This is a genomic window from Dyella silvatica (genome assembly GCF_026283955.1).
Lineage (GTDB): Bacteria > Pseudomonadota > Gammaproteobacteria > Xanthomonadales > Rhodanobacteraceae > Dyella_C > Dyella_C silvatica.
In genome coordinates this window covers 21,344-38,329 of the sequence record NZ_JAPDPE010000042.1, presented here as the reverse complement: position 1 = coordinate 38,329, position 16,986 = coordinate 21,344, and the positions used below count along the sequence as shown (strand labels likewise).

Below are 16,986 nucleotides of genomic sequence, written 5' to 3'. Positions count from 1 at the left end.
ACTTCACGGCATGCGTCAACGCTTAGATCTGGAACGCCGCCGGTGTTGCGCGCAGCGAAGTCCCCGGTTAGCCAGTCCTGCAGCACCCGCGCCTTGGCCTTTTCGTGGGCTTGTTGCGGGTTGCCTGCATGGACGATACGCGTTGCATAAAAACCTTTGACGGGATCGCCATCGGCGAAAGGCATAGAGATGCCTTCGCCAAGGTATCGGATCTGGAAAAAGGGCATGAACTTTCCAATGCGGATGCCACAGAAATTCACTGAGCCGGAAATTGAATCACCACATCGTTCAAGGGCAGCTGCGCTTGGCGATGTTCGATGGCAGCGGCTTTCCACGGCTCGCCTTGTCCGAACAGTTGTGCTTCGCTTTCCGCGCCGAGCAAATCGTAGCGTTCGAAGACGTAGGGAATACCCTCCGAGCCTTCGAAGGTAGCGGCGTTGGATAGCTGGAAATGCAAATGTGGCGCGGCCGAATTACCGGACTGCCCCAGCTGCCCCACTACCTGCCCTCGATGCACATGATCGCCGGGCTTGACCTTCACGCTGCCGCGTTGCAGGTGGGCGTAGCTGGCGAATACGCCCGGCTTGATCTCCAGTACGACGTAGTTGCCGAACAAGCCATGGGCGGTCAGTGAAGTAGGTTCCGGCTGACCAGTGAGTGGTTGATGTTCTGCTTCGCCATCGCGTGTATTGCGCACGACGCCATCGGCCACTGCGAGTACATCGGCGCCGTAGCCGATCCAGTCGGCGTAGGTCGACTGCTGGATGTTCTTGACGCCTGCGCGGATCGCATGGCCGTGGTCATCGACGCCGACAAGATCCAGGGCGTATCGCTGCGGAATGGTCAGCGCACCATTCACCGCCACCAGGCTGCCCCAGTGGTGCGACTGCGCTGCGCCGGGCCCTTCGTGCGCTAGCCAGCGGCCGCCGCGCAGCGGTGGGCCGATCGACATGGCCGGGTTCGCGTCGACCTGCACGGTGGCGCCATCGAGAACGGTGCTGGCTGGTTTCGTCGGGTCTGGTTGCTCGGTGGCAAATTCGATGCGATGGCGCAGTGAGTGCGGTACCGCGGTGCCTTTCGCCAGCGTGATCCAGACGAAAATCACCGCGCGTTTGCCTGACGGTATCGACACCGGGGTATGTTCGGCCGGCGTCGGCCGAACCACCTGGGCCAACTCACTGGTACTGAGAGCCAGCAGCGGTGTGTCCGCGTCGTCGCCATAGATCTTCAAGCCCTGTGGCTTCAGCACGCCGGTGTCGCCATAGAAATTGCTGACGTGCAATTCATAGGCCAGATGTATCGCGTTGTCGCTGCCGATGAAGGCGCTGGGCGCGAAAGGTACCCGGGCCTCGACCGGGGCAAGCGCCTCTTGCGCCTGCGCAGTACAGAGACAGCACGACAACACAAATAGAAGCCATGCAGCGGTTTTGCATACCATCAATGTATTCCCCTGGGTCTTGCTCTAACGAACTGAAATGCCGCGTGATCGATACGCCGCCGGTGCCTCTTCAAGACACAAGATATGCCTTGCCAGGCCCGATACCGCTTGGCGCGGTGTTTGATATGCCAAGCCTTGTACCACGCGTTGCGGGCTTTTTGTGCCCGCGTCTTTTAAGCGCGACAAAGATCGGCCCGGCAGGCGTTTCGGTGCTGCGGCGAGGGCAGCAACACCTGCGTCGAAGCGAATTGGCAGGCCAGGTTTGATCATCGGCATGTTTGGGCGGTATATGATTCCGAGCGGGGCGGTCGCCCTTTGCCATGCCGCAAAAGCCGCTTTCTGTGTTGCCATAAAAACATTCATCGCCGCAGTTCAATCCGTTTGCATAGAGCCGGGAATGACGATGATCAAACGCTGGTGGAAGCTGGGTCTGTTGCTGCTTATCGTGGCGCTGCTTGGATTCTGGGTCTACGGGCTCATCGCTGTACGCGGCACCTTTGCACCCTTCCGTTCGGCCGAAGCTGCGGGCGGCAAGGTGGTTGCCGCGGGTGTTCCTGGTCATCGCATGGTCGGCCGTGTCTATGTGGTCGGCACGCCGCTGCCATCGGCGCCGTTGATTGTCGTGCTGCATGGCGACGCGCCTTTTATCCACCCGGGCTATCAATACCAGGTCGCTGGCGATCTGGCTCGCGCCGTGCCTGGTATCCGGGTGGTGGCGCTGATGCGGCCGGGCTATGCCGATGCTTATGGCGCCCGCTCTGACGGCGATCGCGGCTTTGCCTCGGGTGATAACTACACCGCCAGCGTGGTCAAAGACCTGGCCGCGGCGATCCTCGCGCTCAAGCAGCAATGGGGCGCCTCGGCGGTGTTCTTGCTGGGGCATTCCGGTGGCGCGGCGGTCGCGGCCAATATCGCCGCTTTCAACCCTGGGCTGGTACGGCATGTTTTTCTGGCCGGATGTCCCTGCGATGTGCCCGCTTTCAGATGGCATATGGCGCAGTGGCAGTGGAGTCCGACGTGGCTGTTGCCGGTGCGCAGCCTGTCGCCGCTGGTAACTCTGGAGCGGATGGACCAGGGGACGGATATCACCGCGATCTCCGGTGCGGACGATCCGGTGACATCGCCGGAGTATGCCCAGCGCTACATCGCCAAAGCGAAAGCGCGCGGCATATCGGCGTCGATGCTGACTCTGCCGAACGAAGGGCACGAGATCCTCGACCATGCCACGCTGATTCAGGCAGTGACGCAAGCCGTGCATGACGAACACTGATCGCGCCTGACGCGATCAGTTCTACGCCGCCGTCGAGCCGAGCCATTGCGCCGTGCGGTCGGCATCGGCGGCGGTATGCCAACCATGAAAGGCGATGCGCAGAAAACTGTGGCGCATGCTGGCGCTGATGCTTTGCGCCTCGCCACGGCTTAGCAAGGCGTCGAGTACCTCGGGTGCCCGATAAAAGGACAAGATCGGGCCCAGCCGTTGCGCGTCCAGCAACGCCGTCAAGCGCTTTGACTCGGCCATCCAGCCGGGCATTGCCTGCAGTTGCGAAAGCAGGCGTCTTTGCAAGACACGGATATGTTGCTCGATACGCGCTGCGCCACCCACGGATAGCAGCAGGCGCAGGGACGCATTCAAGGCGCAGCATCCGACAATGGACGGACTGCCGGCCTCAAGGCGGCGCCCGTCGGTCGACCAGTGATCTTCATCGATAGCCTGCTGGCCGGACTGCGAAAATGTGTTGGGCGCGGCCAGCCAGGTGCCCAGCGGGATAAGCCTCTGGCGGAACGCGCGATCCGTCCACAGCACGCCCTGCCCTTGCAAGCCAAGCAGACCTTTATGCCCGCCGGTGGCAAACGCGCTTACCCCATCGAGCGACGGCACCATGCTGCCTGCGCCCTGGATGCCATCGACGACCAGGTGGACGCCGCGAGCCTGGCAGGCACGGCCGAGTCTGGCCAGGTCAAGCCGCACGCCATCCTGATAGCGGATCCAGGACACCGCGATCAGCCGAGTCTGCGGGCCGATCGCATCCAGCAGCCGCTGCTCGGGTTGGATCTCGCCATCGGGCAAGGCGGCTGGCTGCCCCGGCCACAGCTCGACCTCGCGGCAGCGCACGCCGCGCTGTGCCAGGGCCAGCCAGGGCAGTCGATTGCTGGGGAACTCGTCCATCGGGATGAGCACCTCGTCATCCACCTGCCAGGGAAAGCCGAGTGCGATGGCCTCGAGTCCACTGGAGGTGGAAGTGACCAGGCTGATGTCTTGCGCCTCGACATCGAGTAGCGCTGCAGCCGATTCCCTGAGCGCGTTCAACACGTCGAGAAAATCTTCGTTCCAGCGCAAATCCCAGGGCCGCAGCTCGGTTTGCAGGATGGCCGCCATGGCGTCGGCCGACGCTCGCGGCAGCGGACCGTCTTTGCAATGCGAAAGCCAGAGCCGGCCCGGCGGGAAGTCGAATAGCGCTGGTGCTAGGGGCGGGCTTGGGCTGATTTCCATCGAGCGCGTTCTCATCGGCAGCCAACGACACTAAGGTGGCCGTTGGCTTGAATCAAGCGCCTGCGCGTCGAACGGCTGGTATGGCGCACGGGTAGCTCGATGCGATCGACACGACATCACCGGCGCGCTGCCCGCGCGACCGGTGATGTATGTGTCGCCTAAGCATCAGACGATCGAGCGCACTACGCCGCCATCGACACGCACGGCCGCACCGGTGGTCGCCGAGGCCTGCTCGGAGGCGAGGTAGACCGCGAGGTTGGCCACCTCTTCGACGGTCGCCAGGCGCTTGATCAACGAGCTAGGCCGATGCGTGGCGATAAAGTCACGCTCGACCTGCTCTTGCGCCAGCCCTTGCTCGTCGGCGATTTTGCCGAAGAAGTTGCCGACACCTTCCGAACGGGTTGGGCCGGGCAATATCGAATTCACCGTGACGCCGGTGCCGGCCAGCGATTCGGCCAGGCCGCGCGACACCGCCAGCTGCGCGGTCTTGGTGACGCCGTAGTGAACCATTTCAGCCGGAATTTGCACGCCGGATTCGCTCGACAAAAACTGGATGCGACCCCAGCCGCGCTTGGCCATGCCTTGCGCATAGTGCCGCGAAAGCCGCACGCCGCTCATCACATTGACCTCGAAAAAATGCTGCCAGTCGTGATCGGGAATATCGAAGAAGGCCTTGGGCTCGAAGATGCCGAGGTTGTTCACCAGGATGTCTGTCTCAGGCACATCGGCGATCAGCTGCGCCGCGCCTTCCGGTGTGCCCAGATCACCGGCCACCCCGGTCAGGCGGGCGCCTTTGACCTGCTTGGCGATGCTGTTGATGGCCTCGTCGACGCGTGCCCGCGTACGCCCGGTGACGACAACGTGAGCGCCGGCGGCCGCCAGGCCGGTCGCGATGGCCAGGCCGATGCCCGCGGTCGATCCGGTGACAATCGCCTGCCGTTTGCTCAAATCGATATGCATGGGTATTCCCGAATGATGGAGGGCAGCCAAAGGCTGTCGTACTCAGCTGAGGGCGCAGGCAAGGCGAATCAAGCAGGATAAATCAGGAGGAGTCGCCGCTCGTCCTGGCGCGGCCAGGCCAAGACGAGGCTGCTCATCGATCACACGACAAAGGACATCGCCGCTGCCAGCAGAATGGCAGTAGCCAGGCAAAGATTGAGTGCCCGTTCCTTGCCAGGGCTCAGCGTGGCTTGATGCAGGGCCGCGCCGACCAGTAGCCAGGCAAAATCGACGACGATCATCACGATCACGCACAGCGTCCATTTCAGCGCCAGATCCCCTTGCGGGTTGGCGCCCATCAAGGTTCGCGAGGCAAACAGCGTGGCGAAGGCCACGAACGCCTTGGGGTTGGTCATGCCGAGAAGAAAGCCGGCTTTGGCCGACGAAGGGGTCGAGCGCTGCGCCACGGCGGCGCCCACCGGCGAGGTGGCGATCTTGTAGGCCAGAAAAATCAGATAGACGGTGGCCAGCGCGGTCATCGCCTGCAGTGCGGATGGCAGCGCCTTGATCATCGAAAACAATCCAACGGCGCTGATGCCCGCGGCGGCGGCCAAGCCGACCTGCAGCCCGGTGTAATAACGGATGCCGCGCCCTAAACCTTCCGCACGGCCCACCGCGATAAGGGCGGCAATGGCCGGCCCTGGCGAACCCAGCAGCGCGATCGCCGAGATCGAAAACAAACCTATAGCCAGAAAATCCATATGCACGCCTGTGTCCGCAACCAAGATGGGTTGCCACGATAGGGCGGGCTCGTCATAGTAAAGAAGCTAATAATTTTGCTAAGCATTATTAGGAAATCAAATAGTCATGCCAGCCACGCGAAGTATTGATGCCGACCTGTTGCGCGCGTTTGTCGCCGTGGCGGAAACCGGGCGCATGACCGCCGCGGCCAAGGTGGTGAATCTGAGCCAGGGCGCGGTGAGCCAGCAGATCAAACGGCTTGAGTCGCTGTTTGATACCTCGCTGTTTGAGCGCCGGGCAGAGGCTGCCCAGCTCACCCGCGATGGCGAGAAACTACTTGTCCTGGCCTATCGGCTGATTACCCTCAACGATGAGGTGATGAGTCAGATGCGCGGCACTGATTTTTCCGGCGAGGTAAGGCTGGGAGTGCCGCACGACATCGTCGGCATGTTGATGCCACCGATTCTGCGGACGTTCCGCCAGGCGCATCCCCATGTGCTGGTGACCCTGGTAAGCGACACCACACAAACACTGCGCGCCGGCCTGCGCGCGCGGAAGATCGATCTCGCCTTGATGACTGAGCCGCAACAAGGGGGGCGCAATCAGCTCTTGCTGACCGATCGTCTGGTCTGGGTCGGTGCGCATGGCGGAGAGGCCTGTCTGCGTCGTCCGTTGTCCGTGGCGTTGGGTCAGGAAAGTTGTGGATTCAGGGCGTCGGCTATCGACGCGCTGACCAAGGCCGGCATGGCATGGCGACCGATCTGCCAAGTGGGTAGCCTGGAGCCGGTGTTCGCTACGCTGGAAGCCGATATGGCGATTGCACCGTTTTTATCGCGCACGGTGCCCGATCGCCTGCAGATATTGAGCACGGCCGATTTACCGGCATTACCGTTGTTCCACATTAACCTGCGACTTCCTTCGACCGGTGTCAGTGACGTTGCGTTGGAACTTGCCCGGCATATTCGCGAGGGGTTTTCCACGCGCTATGCCTGATCGCCTGACGACCTGCCGTGCGGATTGCATATGGCCGGTCGGTTACGCCTAGCTGCACTGAAATCAGCGTAGGCATTCGCGGTGCACGGTAATCGCCATGGCATCGGCGCTGGTTATCCGACTCTAAGCGCCGCCCGCCATCGTCGCGTTAAGTATTTTATCAGCGCTTGCTGACGGCGCCCCGATTAGATGCCGCTTGGACACGCTTCGATTTGCCGACAAAAACGGCATTGCGAGCCGCTGCTTTATGCAACACTTAGCCATCATATCTAGCCACGTTCGGGGGAGCGCAGCGATGCATTTTTTTGCGTTGGAACATTTCGCCACTCATCTCAATGAGACGTTTTCGGTAGCGCTCGATAATGCGGGGCAAGCGCCCTTTGTCCTGGTCGAGGCGCGGCCCCTACAGCATATGGGGGCGCCCATTCCTGGCATGGTGCGGGCACCCTTCTCACTGCTGTTTCGCAACGACTCGGCGATTTTGCTGCCGCAGAAGATTTATCAAATGACCCATGGTTCCATCGGCGAGTTCGGTATTTTCCTGGTGCCGATCGCCCGCGATCGCGAGGGGTTCATTTATCAGGCGGTGTTCAACTGAGCGGCAGGCCTTCGGCTTGCCAGGACATCTGCTGGTAAGGCCCTTCTTCGGCGACGATCTTGAAACCGAGGCGCTCGTACAGGTGACGAGCTTCCGTATTGCGTTGATCGACGTGCAGGTTGACGCCACGCCCCAGCCTGCTCGCTTCGCGTTGCGCGGCGCGGATCAACTCGCTGCCCATGCCTTGCTGTCGCCACGCCGGCAGCAAAGCGATATCGATGATGAGAAAATCTTCGGCTGGCTCATGCAGTAAATAAAAACGCCCGATGGGTGTGTCGCGGTGTTCGATCAACAAAAAATCGGCTGCGGCGTAGTGGCGCACAAAGTGCAGATGCTGCAAGGCAAACTGATCATCGAGAAAGGTCTGCTTGGCCTCATCAGACCATGGCAGCGGTGCGAGTTCGCTGGCGCGCAAGTTGCCGTAAAGCGCGCGCATAAAGACCAGATCATCAGCGGTTGCCGCACGCAGCCGAATGCCGCGCTCCTGCAGGAGCGCGGGTTCGGCAAACGATGTCTTACCTGCGGGAAACGCAGGCAAGGTGCGCGAAGCCGGCATCAGCCAAACGCTGGAAAGACGCCGACCAAGGCAATGCAGTAGTTGATGGCCAAGTAAGGCTGCTGGTTCTCATGCGGCTGGCTGCCACCGATCGGGCCCAGCATGTTCGGCGAAAAATTCGTGTTGGGTGCCACGGTAGGCAGGTAGGGCGACACTTTGGTCGGTATCAACAAGCTGTCTCCCGCCACGGGGACATTGGTGCACTTGGTGATGTCGCGTTGCGTATGCAATTCAAAGCCATGGGTATGTGTCGGCATATTGCTTACCAGCACGGTCACGCTGTCCTCGCCAAATTTTTCGCCGATGTTTCGTGGTGTCAGTCCAGGGGCGGAGCCTTGGCTGCATGCTGCTTGGTCGAAGAGGTTGGGCAGTTGAAAAGTCTGCGTGCCGTTACCGCCGTAGTAGGCACCGATCAGCGAGAACAAGGCCGTGTTTTGCGAGATCGCCAGCGTGGCGCCGTTGCATTGCGACCAGCCGTAGGGAGCGAAATTGAAACCGAAGAGCTGGATTTCGCCGACAAAAGGTGTAGTCATGAGATTCTCCTGGCGCCGACGCGGCGCGATAGCGGCCAGCGTCTGCGCGTGTTGATCGTAAGGGGTTAGGTCTGCGACGGAAAAATGCCGGCCCAGGCGATGCAGTAGGAGACAGTCAGCGTCGGCATGGTGTTGTCATGCGGAATGCTGCCGCCCTGGGTACCGACGCTGGCGGTGCCAAGCATGAGGCTGGCGCCGCCGGTGATGTCGGAGGCATACATCGTGTCCGTAGCGGGGACCGCGCCTGGGAGCACCGTCGCACCTGGTGTACCGCCGCCGCCGTTGCTGGTAACTACCGGAGCGTGCGAATGCGACGGTATCTGGTCGGTGGTCAGCGCGACGGTTTCGGTGCCGCTGAGTTGGCCGAGTACGCGTGGGCTCAGTCCAGGACCCTGGCCTTGATGCATTGGCACCCGGCCGCGCAGGTCGGGCACGTTGAAGGTGGTCTGGCCGTTGCCGCCGTAGGTCGTGCCTAACAGGACAAACAGCGTTTGATACTCGGCGATGCTGATCGTACTGCCGTCACAGGCAAACCAGCCGGTTGGTACGCGCTGAAAGCCGAACAGACGGATTTCGCCCACATAGGGTGTGCTCATTGGATTGCTCCGCAGTAGAGGGTGAGAGTCTGTCGTCGGTTTAGCCGCGCGACGGGAAGATGCCGGTAAGCGCGATATTGAAATTAATCACCAGATACGGCTGCATATTGTCATGCGGCAAGTTGCCGCCAACCGGGAATATTTGCGCGGGATTGATCGGCACGATGTTGTTGCTGGACGCGCCATATAACGTCTCGGAAGGCGTGCTGGCGTAAGTGGCGTTGGCCGGGTTTTTTACCGTGGCTGCTTGCGTATTGGCCATGACCAGATGCGTATGTTGCGGCATCGTGGATTGGGTCAGCGAGACGGTCTCCGTTCCCCCTCTTTGCCCCTGGACGTAAGACGCCCCAGCACCTATCGGCGTGACGCCCCGCATGTCGGGTAGCCCAAAAGTGCTTCGGCCATCGCCGCCGAACTGGGTGCCAAGCAATGAAAAAAGTGCGGCATTCTGGCTTATGGACATGAGCTGGCCATTGCACAAGGCAAAGCCTCTTTGCGCAAAGCCAAAACCCGTGAGCATGATTTGCCCGAGATAAAAACTGGCCATCGGTATTCCCCCTGTTGGATTCCCTTGTCCGTTTACTTTCCGCGATGAGGAGCGCCGGTACAAGTGTAATGTTCTGCGATTTAGATACGCACGGTTATGGACGAGGCTGAACTTTTGTGCGTTATTGAAAATAAGGCCATGGTTAGTGCTTTATTTGTGGCTTCGCATAAACATGCGAAATATTTTGCTCGATCTAAATCACCGGTAAAAATGGGCCTGTTCGCAAGTTTTTAGTTGCCACGACTCATATGGACAGGGTGTGAAGGCGCGATTGATACAAATGGTTGAGTAAATAAAAAATAAAGCGCGTAATAATACGCAGGGTTATGGGCGGTGGCAGATGGCTTTCCGCTCATCGATGGGGCTCGGTTCTTGCACTTCTACCGCGCGCCATCTGTGTCGTTCGAGGCGCGTTGCTCTAGGTGCGCGCAATAGGGGCTCGAAGGAGTAAGGCATGCAGGGTTTTCAGACTGTCCGCCCGGCTGTGGGCGTGAGAGGTTTACAGGCTCGTTTTCTGTTCTGGCTTGGCGCATTGATACTGTGCGCAGGTGTGATGCTGCCCGTGACGGCGCGAGCGGCCTGTACGAATCCAATCGTGGACACGGTGGCCTCCGGCGGCACGCTGGTCATCGACGAAAGCGTCTGTTCGCCCGCGGGCATTTCTCCCGGCACAGTGCAGCCGTCGCAGGGCACGCTGACCGTGGGTGCGTTCGATCTTACCTATGTCAATAACGGCGACAGCTCGACGACCGACACCTTCAATTTCCTGGACGAGAACAGCGTTCTGGTGACCGTGAACCTGACCATCGGCGCAGGCGGAGCCACGCCGATCACGATCAGCCCCGGCACGCTGCCTTCAGCCACCGTCAGCTCGGCATATACAACGACGGTTACCGCAAGTGGCGGCAACGGCGGTCCGTATACCTACTTCATCTCGGCCGGTGCATTGCCCATTGGTTTGTCGGATACGACCGGCGGCGTCATCTCGGGTACGCCCACAGAGGGTGGCGTTTTCACGTTTACGATCACCGCAAGCGATGGCACGCACGAAGGCGTCCAGACCTATAACTTGAACGTCAACGGCATCATCAATGTGTCCCCGTTGACCCTGCCAGTGGGGTACACCGGCACGGCGTATAACCAGCCCATTAGCGCGACCGGTGGCACCGCACCTTATACGGTGACGCTGTTATCGGGGAGCTTGCCCGCGGGCCTTAGCTTAAGTGGCAATGCATTGATCGGTACGCCCACCACGGTGGGCACCTCGTCGTTCGCGCTCAAAGTCACCGACGCCGCCAATATCAGCGAGAAGGTCAGTTACTCGCTAGTGGTGCAAATACCGCCACCGACTGCCGGTGCGGTGAGCGCAACCGTTGCCTATGGCAGCACCAACAATCCCATCACATTGAACACCACGGGCAGCTTAGCCTCGGTCGCGGTGGCTAGCGCGGCCTCGCACGGCACGGCGACAGCCAGTGGCACGGCGATTACCTATACGCCCGCCGCAGGCTATTCCGGCAGCGACAGCTTTACCTATACAGCGACCAATAGCAGCGGCACCTCGGCGCCCGCTACGGTAACGATTACCGTAAATCCACAGTTGCCGGTGGCCGGAGCGGCGTCGGTGACGGTGCTTGAGAACAGCAGCAATAATCCGGTGACGCTGGCGCTTAGTGGCGGCGCGGCTACTTCTGTCGCGGTTGCCGGAGCAGCTGGGCATGGCACGGCCACCGCCAGCGGTACCTCGATTACCTACACACCAACCAATGGCTACATCGGTTCCGACAGCTTCACTTACACGGCCACTAATGCCGCAGGTACCTCGACGCCGGCCACGGTAACGGTCACGGTGAATCCGTTGGTGCCTATCGTCAGCCCGGTCAGTAGCACGGTGGCTTACGGTAGCTCAGCCAATCCCATCGCCCTGCTCATCAGCGGAGCGACACCGACCTCGGTCGCGGTGGCCAGCGCGGCGTCGCACGGCACGGCGACGGCCAGCGGCATAACGATTAGCTACACGCCAGCTGCAGGCTATTCCGGCAGCGACAGTTTTACCTATACGGCAAGTGACGCCTCCGGTACGTCGACACCTGCCACGGTAACCATCACGGTGACGGCGCAGCCGCCGGTGGCCGCGGCGGTATCGACCACCGTGCTGGTGAACAGCACGAATAATGCCGTGGCGTTGTCGCTTAGCGGCGGCGCGCCGACTTCCGTCACGGTAGCCAGCGCGGCGTCGCATGGTACGGCCACGGCCAGCGGCACCACGATCACCTACACGCCGACGGCGGGCTATACAGGCTCGGACAGCTTTACCTACACGGCAACCAATACCGGTGGTACCTCAGCGCCGGCGACGGTGACCGTTACGGTCAATCCGTTGATCCCGACGGTGAGCGCGGTCAGCGCCACCGTCGCCTACGGCAGTACCAATGATCCGATCACCTTAAGCATCAGTGGCGCGGCGACCTCGGTCGCGGTGGCCAGCGGCGCGACCCACGGCACCGCGACGGCCACGGGCACCGCGATTACCTACACACCGGCCGCCGGTTATTCCGGCAGCGACAGCTTTACCTATACCGCCAGCAATGTGACCGGCACCTCGACACCGGCGACGGTGACGATCACGGTGACGCCGCAGCCGCCGGTGGCCGGCGCGGCGTCGGTTACGGTCACTGAGAACAGCAGCAACAACCCGGTCACCTTGTCGTTCAGCGGTGGCGCTCCTGCTTCGGTTGCGGTGGCCACGGCGGCTTCGCATGGCACGGCCACGGCTAGCGGCACCTCGATCAGCTACACACCGACCAGCGGCTTTATGGGTTCGGACAGCTTTACCTATACGGTGACCAATGCAGGCGGTACCTCGGCACCGGCGACGGTGTCGGTCACGGTCAATCCGCTGATCCCGACGGTAGGCGCAGTCAGTGCCACGGTGGCGTATGGCAGTGCGAGCAATCCGATCAGCTTGAGCATCAGCGGTGTGGCGACCTCGGTGGCGGTGGCGACTGGAGCGGCGCATGGCACGGCCACGGCCAGCGGTACGTCGATGACCTACACACCGGCCGCTGGCTATTCCGGCAGCGACAGCTTTAGCTATACCGCCAGCAATGTGACCGGCACCTCGACCCCTGCGACCGTGACGATCACGGTAACGCCGCAGGCGCCTGTAGCCGGGGCGGTAACCACGACGGTGCTGGAGAACAGCAGCGGTAATGCGGTGCCGCTGTCACTAAGCGGTGGCGCCGCGGCTTCGGTTGCCGTAGCCGGGGCGGCTTCGCACGGCACGGCGACGGCCAGCGGTACCTCGATTACTTACACGCCGACTAGCGGCTTTACGGGTTCGGACAGCTTTACTTATACGGTGACCAATGCGGGCGGTACCTCGGCACCGGCAACGGTGTCGGTCACGGTCAATCCCTTGATACCGGTGGTGAGCGCCGTCAGTGCCACGGTGGCGTACGGTAGCGCGAGCGATCCGATCAGCTTAAGCATTAGCGGCACCGCGACCTCGGTGGCGGTGGTGAGTGGCGCGGCGCACGGCACGGCTACGGCTAGCGGAACGTCGATCAGCTACACGCCTGCCGCTGGCTACTCCGGCGGCGACAGCTTTACCTATACCGCCAGCAATGTGACCGGCACCTCGACACCGGCGACGGTGACGATCACGGTGACGCCGCAGATACCGGTGGCCGGGGCGGTAACCACGACGGTGCTGGAGAACAGCGCCGGCAACGCGGTGCCGTTGTCACTAAGCGGTGGCGCCCCTGCTTCGGTGGCCGTGGCCAGTGCAGCGTCGCAGGGCAGCGCGACGGCCAGCGGCACATCGATCAGCTACACGCCGACCAATGGCTATACGGGCCCGGATAGTTTCACTTATACGGCAAGCAATGCCGGTGGTACCTCAAGCCCGGCGACGGTGAATGTCACGGTGAATCCGCCGATACCAGGGGTAGGTGCGGTAAGCGCCAACGTCGCCTACGACAGTACGGGCAACGCGATTACCCTGAGCATCAGCGGCGCTGCCACATCGGTTGCCGTGGCGGGCGCGGCTTCGCACGGCACGGCGACGGCCAGCGGCATCACGATGAGCTACACGCCCACGGCCGGTTATGCCGGCCCGGATAGCTTCACCTACACCGCCAGCAATGTCACCGGGACTTCCGCCCCTGCGACGGTGTCGATCACCGTGGGGACGCCGAGCATCGTCGTGACGCCCTCCGCGCCGCTGAGCACGCAAGTCGGCGTGCCGTATACGCAGACCTATACCTTTAGCGGAGGCGCGGCGCCGTATTCGGGTTACAGCGTCAGCAATCTTCCGCAGGGTTTGTCGATCACCGCCACCACGACGAATAGCGTGACCATTTCGGGTACGCCGCAGGCCTACGGTTCGTTCAATGAAACCGTAAGCGCCACCGACAGCAGCACCGGCAGCGGACCCTTTGTCGGTTCGCATCCGTTCGTGCTGACGACGACGGCCGCTACCTTGACGATGGCGCCGGCCAGCGGCACGTTGACCGTGACGTATGGCAGTCCGTACAGCCAAGCATTTACGACCAGCGGCGGTACCTCGCCGTATACCTATGCCGAAACCGGCACATTGCCGGCCGGCATCGTCTTCAATGCGGCCACCGGAAGCCTATCCGGTACGGCGACGCAGACCGGCAGCTTCCCGATCACGATCAACAGCACCGATCATTCGGTGGGTGTTGGCGCGCCGTTCTCGACCGGCCCCATCAGCTACACCTTATCGGTAAGCGCGCCGCATATCGTCTTCGCGACAACATCGTTGCCGGGCGGCACGGTAGCAGCGGCTTATCCGGCCACGTCGCTCAATGCCAGTGGCGGTATTGCACCCTATGGTTATCAGATCACCGCGGGGGCGTTGCCGGCCGGCCTTACGCTTAACGCAACAAGTGGACAGATCACCGGCACGCCGACGGCCTCGGGCAGCTTTGCGCTCACGGTGATGGCCACGGATGCGCACAATCAAACCGGCACGCAGTCGTATACGCTGGCCATCAACATGGCCACCTTGGCGCTAACGCCGTCCAGTCTGCCCAATGGAGTGGCCGAAACGGCGTATAACCAGAACCTGGTCGCCAGTGGTGGCATCACGCCTTACACCTACGCGGTGAGTAGCGGCGCATTGCCAACCGGCGTCACCTTAAATGCAAGTAGCGGCAGTCTGACTGGCACGCCTACCGTGGCCGGACATTTCGCCTTTGCGATACGCGTGGTCGATAGCAGTACCGGTACCGGCTCGCCGGCGATGATCACGGTGAACTACACGATCGACATCACTGCCCCAGCCATTACCGAATCGCCAAGCAGCCTGCCCAATCCACAAGTGGGCGCGAGCTATAGCCAAACCATCAGTGCCAGCGGTGGCCGCGCGCCGTATAGCTATAGTGTCAGCGCGGGTGCCTTGCCGGCAGGCCTGACCCTGAGCGCCAGCGGCGTACTCAGCGGCACGCCCACCTCGCCCAGCAGTTACACCTTCAGCGTAACCGCCAAGGACAGCCTGAACTTCACCGGTACGCAAAGCTATACCGTCGTGGTGGGCCAGCCTGTGCCGATCGTCGTCAACGACACGGCGACTACACCGGCCAATGCGCTGGTAACCATACCGGTCACCAACAATGACACCGGGCCGATCACTTCTATCGCCATCGTGCAGATGCCGGCGCATGGCAGTGCCAGTGTCAGTGGCTTGAATGTGCTCTACACGCCGAGCAACAACTACTACGGCAGCGACAGCCTGACCTATACCGCCAGCGGACCGGGCGGCACCTCTTCGCCGGCGACGGTCAGCATTACCGTGGCGCCTTTGGCGGTGCCGGTGGCATTGCCGCAGACGGCGACGGTGCTCGCCGGTAAACCGGTGACGATCCACGCCACCGTGGGTGCTAGCGGCGGCCCGTTCACCGTGGTGGCCATCGCGACGCCACCATCGACGGGTGTAGCCAGTGTCAGCGGCAACGACATCGTCTACACCCCGGCCGCCGATGCTTCGGGCCGGGTCAGCTTCAGCTATACGGTGGCGAACGCGTTCGGCGTGTCGTTGCCGGCGACGATTACGGTCACGGTGAATCCGCTGCCGGTGGCTGCGTCGCTATCGGCGACGGCACTGGCGGGCACCACGGTGCCGGTCGATCTCACCGCCGGCGCGCGCGGAGGCCCCTTCACCGCGGCCAATCTGGTATCCATCTCGCCGTCCAACGCCGGCAGCGGCACCATCCAGGCGACGGCAACCGGCTATGTGCTGAACTTCACCGCCGCGGCGACCTTCAGCGGTGTGGCGCAACTCAGCTACACGCTGAGCAACGCCTACGCCACGTCGGCGCCCGGTTCGCTGGCGGTGACGGTGACGCCGCGCAGCGATCCTTCCAAGGACGCCGAGGTGATGGGCATTCTCGATGCGCAAGCCGACGCGGCGCGGCGCATGGCGACTGGCCAGATCAACAACTTCCAGCGACGCTTGGAAAGCCTGCACAGCGGTTCTGGCGACAGCGGCTTCAGCAACGGAATCACCTTCAGCTCGGGCGGCGGACGCCAATCCAGCAACAAGGACCCGTTCCTCGGCATGAGCCGCGGCAACTCGCCGGAGGATGAAGGGATGCGCCGCTACTTTATGCAAGCCGCCGATGCGCCGGCCGATCCGGTGGGCCGTCATGGCAGCTCCGCGGCGGGCTTGCCGGGGGATATCAGCGTATGGACTGGCGGTGCGGTGAACTTCGGCACGCGTGAACTGGGTGCCAGTGCCAACGGCATCGACTTCACCACCTCAGGCCTTAGCGTGGGTGCGGACAAGCGCATCGATCCGTCGCTGGCGGTGGGCGTTGGCCTGGGCTACGGCCACGATGCCTCGGATGTCGGCAACAAGGGCAGCCGCAGCACGGTCGACAGCTACAACGTGGCGGCCTATGCCAGCTATCGACCGACCGAGTCGACCTATCTCGATGGCTTGGTCGGCTACCAATGGCTGTCGTTCGATGCACGCCGCTACGTCACGGCCAACGGCAATATCGTGACCGGCAGCCGCGATGGCGGGCAGTGGTTCGGATCGCTGGCCTTCGGCTACGAACATCGCGGCGACATGTGGCTGTTGTCACCGTATGGACGCCTGGACGTGGCGAACGCCAAGCTCGATAGCTACACCGAACATGGCGATGCGATCTACGCGTTGAACTACCAGTCGCAGACGGTAAAAACCTTTACCGGCAGCCTGGGGCTGCGTGCGCAGTGGCAAATCAAGGCGGATTACGGCATGTGGATGCCGACCGCGCGAGTGGAGTATCAACGTGACTTGCAAGGCGCCAGCCAGGCCACGATGAGCTACGCCGACCTGTTGAGCGGCCCGCTCTACCATGCCACGCTGGACAACCAGTCACGCAATCACACCCTGCTCGGTATCGGTATCCAACTGCAAACCCTGCGCGGATGGACGCTGCGCTTCGAGTACCAGAATCTGCTCGACAACAGCAGCCAGGACAATCAATCGATCCTGTTCGGGGTGGAGAAGAAGTTCAATCCCTGATGCGGTAGCAGCGCTAT

At 62.0% G+C, this 16,986-nt stretch carries 14 protein-coding genes; 4 read left to right on the top strand and 10 right to left on the bottom strand.

Features of this window, described 5'->3' with window-relative positions:
* From OUZ52_RS10275 to OUZ52_RS10265, 3 genes are all read right to left on the bottom strand, one after another.
* The coding region (locus OUZ52_RS10275) for a hypothetical protein (RefSeq protein WP_266158294.1) at nucleotides 1-227 on the bottom strand (227 nt) is incomplete at its 3' end.
* Nucleotides 228-256: 29 nt separating this feature from the next.
* Entirely contained in the window at nucleotides 257-1,405 is a 1,149-nt protein-coding gene (locus OUZ52_RS10270; protein ID WP_266158293.1) for a M23 family metallopeptidase, read from the bottom strand.
* 57 nt (nucleotides 1,406-1,462) lie between these two features.
* Nucleotides 1,463-1,801 (bottom strand): hypothetical protein, encoded by a 339-nt coding sequence (locus tag OUZ52_RS10265; protein ID WP_266158292.1) that lies wholly within the window; start codon nucleotides 1,799-1,801, stop codon nucleotides 1,463-1,465.
* Between the two features lie 34 nt (nucleotides 1,802-1,835).
* Here OUZ52_RS10265 and OUZ52_RS10260 point away from each other — a divergent pair, with 34 nt between their 5' ends.
* A complete protein-coding gene (locus OUZ52_RS10260) occupies nucleotides 1,836-2,708 on the top strand; it encodes an alpha/beta hydrolase family protein (protein WP_266158290.1) in 873 nt (290 codons plus the stop codon).
* Between the two features lie 21 nt (nucleotides 2,709-2,729).
* Here the strand turns inward: OUZ52_RS10260 and OUZ52_RS10255 are convergent, their stop codons facing one another.
* From OUZ52_RS10255 to OUZ52_RS10245, 3 genes are all read right to left on the bottom strand, one after another.
* Nucleotides 2,730-3,929 carry an aminotransferase class V-fold PLP-dependent enzyme gene (locus OUZ52_RS10255; protein ID WP_266158289.1) on the bottom strand — a complete coding sequence of 400 codons (1,200 nt, stop codon included), beginning with the start codon at nucleotides 3,927-3,929 and terminating at the stop codon, nucleotides 2,730-2,732.
* A gap of 165 nt (nucleotides 3,930-4,094) precedes the next feature.
* Nucleotides 4,095-4,889 carry an SDR family NAD(P)-dependent oxidoreductase gene (locus OUZ52_RS10250; RefSeq protein ID WP_266158288.1) on the bottom strand — a complete coding sequence of 265 codons (795 nt, stop codon included), beginning with the start codon at nucleotides 4,887-4,889 and terminating at the stop codon, nucleotides 4,095-4,097.
* Between the two features lie 140 nt (nucleotides 4,890-5,029).
* Nucleotides 5,030-5,629: a LysE family translocator gene (locus OUZ52_RS10245; protein ID WP_266158287.1), complete on the bottom strand. Its 600-nt coding sequence runs from the start codon at nucleotides 5,627-5,629 to the stop codon at nucleotides 5,030-5,032.
* 106 nt (nucleotides 5,630-5,735) lie between these two features.
* Here OUZ52_RS10245 and OUZ52_RS10240 point away from each other — a divergent pair, with 106 nt between their 5' ends.
* On the top strand, nucleotides 5,736-6,602 hold the full coding sequence (locus OUZ52_RS10240; RefSeq protein WP_266158286.1) for a LysR family transcriptional regulator: 867 nt from the start codon (nucleotides 5,736-5,738) through the stop codon (nucleotides 6,600-6,602).
* A 295-nt stretch (nucleotides 6,603-6,897) separates the two neighbouring features.
* Nucleotides 6,898-7,200, top strand: a complete 303-nt coding sequence (locus OUZ52_RS10235) for a DUF6916 family protein (protein WP_266158295.1) — start codon at nucleotides 6,898-6,900, stop codon at nucleotides 7,198-7,200.
* Here OUZ52_RS10235 and OUZ52_RS10230 read toward each other — a convergent pair.
* The 4 genes from OUZ52_RS10230 to OUZ52_RS10215 form a co-directional block, all read right to left on the bottom strand.
* The gene (locus OUZ52_RS10230; protein WP_266158285.1) at nucleotides 7,193-7,756 is read right to left on the bottom strand and encodes a GNAT family N-acetyltransferase; all 564 of its coding nucleotides are present in this window, start codon (nucleotides 7,754-7,756) and stop codon (nucleotides 7,193-7,195) included. The genes OUZ52_RS10235 and OUZ52_RS10230 overlap by 8 nt on opposite strands.
* The gene (locus OUZ52_RS10225; protein ID WP_266158284.1) at nucleotides 7,756-8,289 is read right to left on the bottom strand and encodes a phage tail protein; all 534 of its coding nucleotides are present in this window, start codon (nucleotides 8,287-8,289) and stop codon (nucleotides 7,756-7,758) included. The genes OUZ52_RS10230 and OUZ52_RS10225 overlap by 1 nt, the downstream gene beginning before the upstream one ends.
* A 65-nt stretch (nucleotides 8,290-8,354) precedes the next feature.
* A complete protein-coding gene (locus OUZ52_RS10220) occupies nucleotides 8,355-8,885 on the bottom strand; it encodes a phage tail protein (RefSeq protein WP_266158283.1) in 531 nt (176 codons plus the stop codon).
* A 40-nt stretch (nucleotides 8,886-8,925) separates the two neighbouring features.
* Entirely contained in the window at nucleotides 8,926-9,432 is a 507-nt protein-coding gene (locus tag OUZ52_RS10215) for a phage tail protein (protein WP_266158282.1), read from the bottom strand.
* A 595-nt stretch (nucleotides 9,433-10,027) separates the two neighbouring features.
* Here OUZ52_RS10215 and OUZ52_RS10210 point away from each other — a divergent pair.
* Nucleotides 10,028-16,969, top strand: a complete 6,942-nt coding sequence (locus OUZ52_RS10210) for an Ig-like domain-containing protein (protein WP_266158281.1) — start codon at nucleotides 10,028-10,030, stop codon at nucleotides 16,967-16,969.
* The last annotated feature ends 17 nt before the right edge of the window (nucleotides 16,970-16,986 follow it).

Bases quoted from the DNA above. Each gene is read 5' to 3' on its own strand.
- OUZ52_RS10265 (WP_266158292.1), bottom strand. From the start codon at position 1,801: ATGAATGTTTTTATGGCAACACAGAAAGCGGCTTTTGCGGCATGGCAA.
- OUZ52_RS10260 (WP_266158290.1), top strand. From the start codon at position 1,836: ATGACGATGATCAAACGCTGGTGGAAGCTGGGTCTGTTGCTGCTTATC.
- OUZ52_RS10255 (WP_266158289.1), bottom strand. From the start codon at position 3,929: ATGGAAATCAGCCCAAGCCCGCCCCTAGCACCAGCGCTATTCGACTTC.
- OUZ52_RS10250 (WP_266158288.1), bottom strand. From the start codon at position 4,889: ATGCATATCGATTTGAGCAAACGGCAGGCGATTGTCACCGGATCGACC.
- OUZ52_RS10245 (WP_266158287.1), bottom strand. From the start codon at position 5,629: ATGGATTTTCTGGCTATAGGTTTGTTTTCGATCTCGGCGATCGCGCTG.
- OUZ52_RS10240 (WP_266158286.1), top strand. From the start codon at position 5,736: ATGCCAGCCACGCGAAGTATTGATGCCGACCTGTTGCGCGCGTTTGTC.
- OUZ52_RS10235 (WP_266158295.1), top strand. From the start codon at position 6,898: ATGCATTTTTTTGCGTTGGAACATTTCGCCACTCATCTCAATGAGACG.
- OUZ52_RS10230 (WP_266158285.1), bottom strand. From the start codon at position 7,756: ATGCCGGCTTCGCGCACCTTGCCTGCGTTTCCCGCAGGTAAGACATCG.
- OUZ52_RS10225 (WP_266158284.1), bottom strand. From the start codon at position 8,289: ATGACTACACCTTTTGTCGGCGAAATCCAGCTCTTCGGTTTCAATTTC.
- OUZ52_RS10220 (WP_266158283.1), bottom strand. From the start codon at position 8,885: ATGAGCACACCCTATGTGGGCGAAATCCGTCTGTTCGGCTTTCAGCGC.
- OUZ52_RS10215 (WP_266158282.1), bottom strand. From the start codon at position 9,432: ATGGCCAGTTTTTATCTCGGGCAAATCATGCTCACGGGTTTTGGCTTT.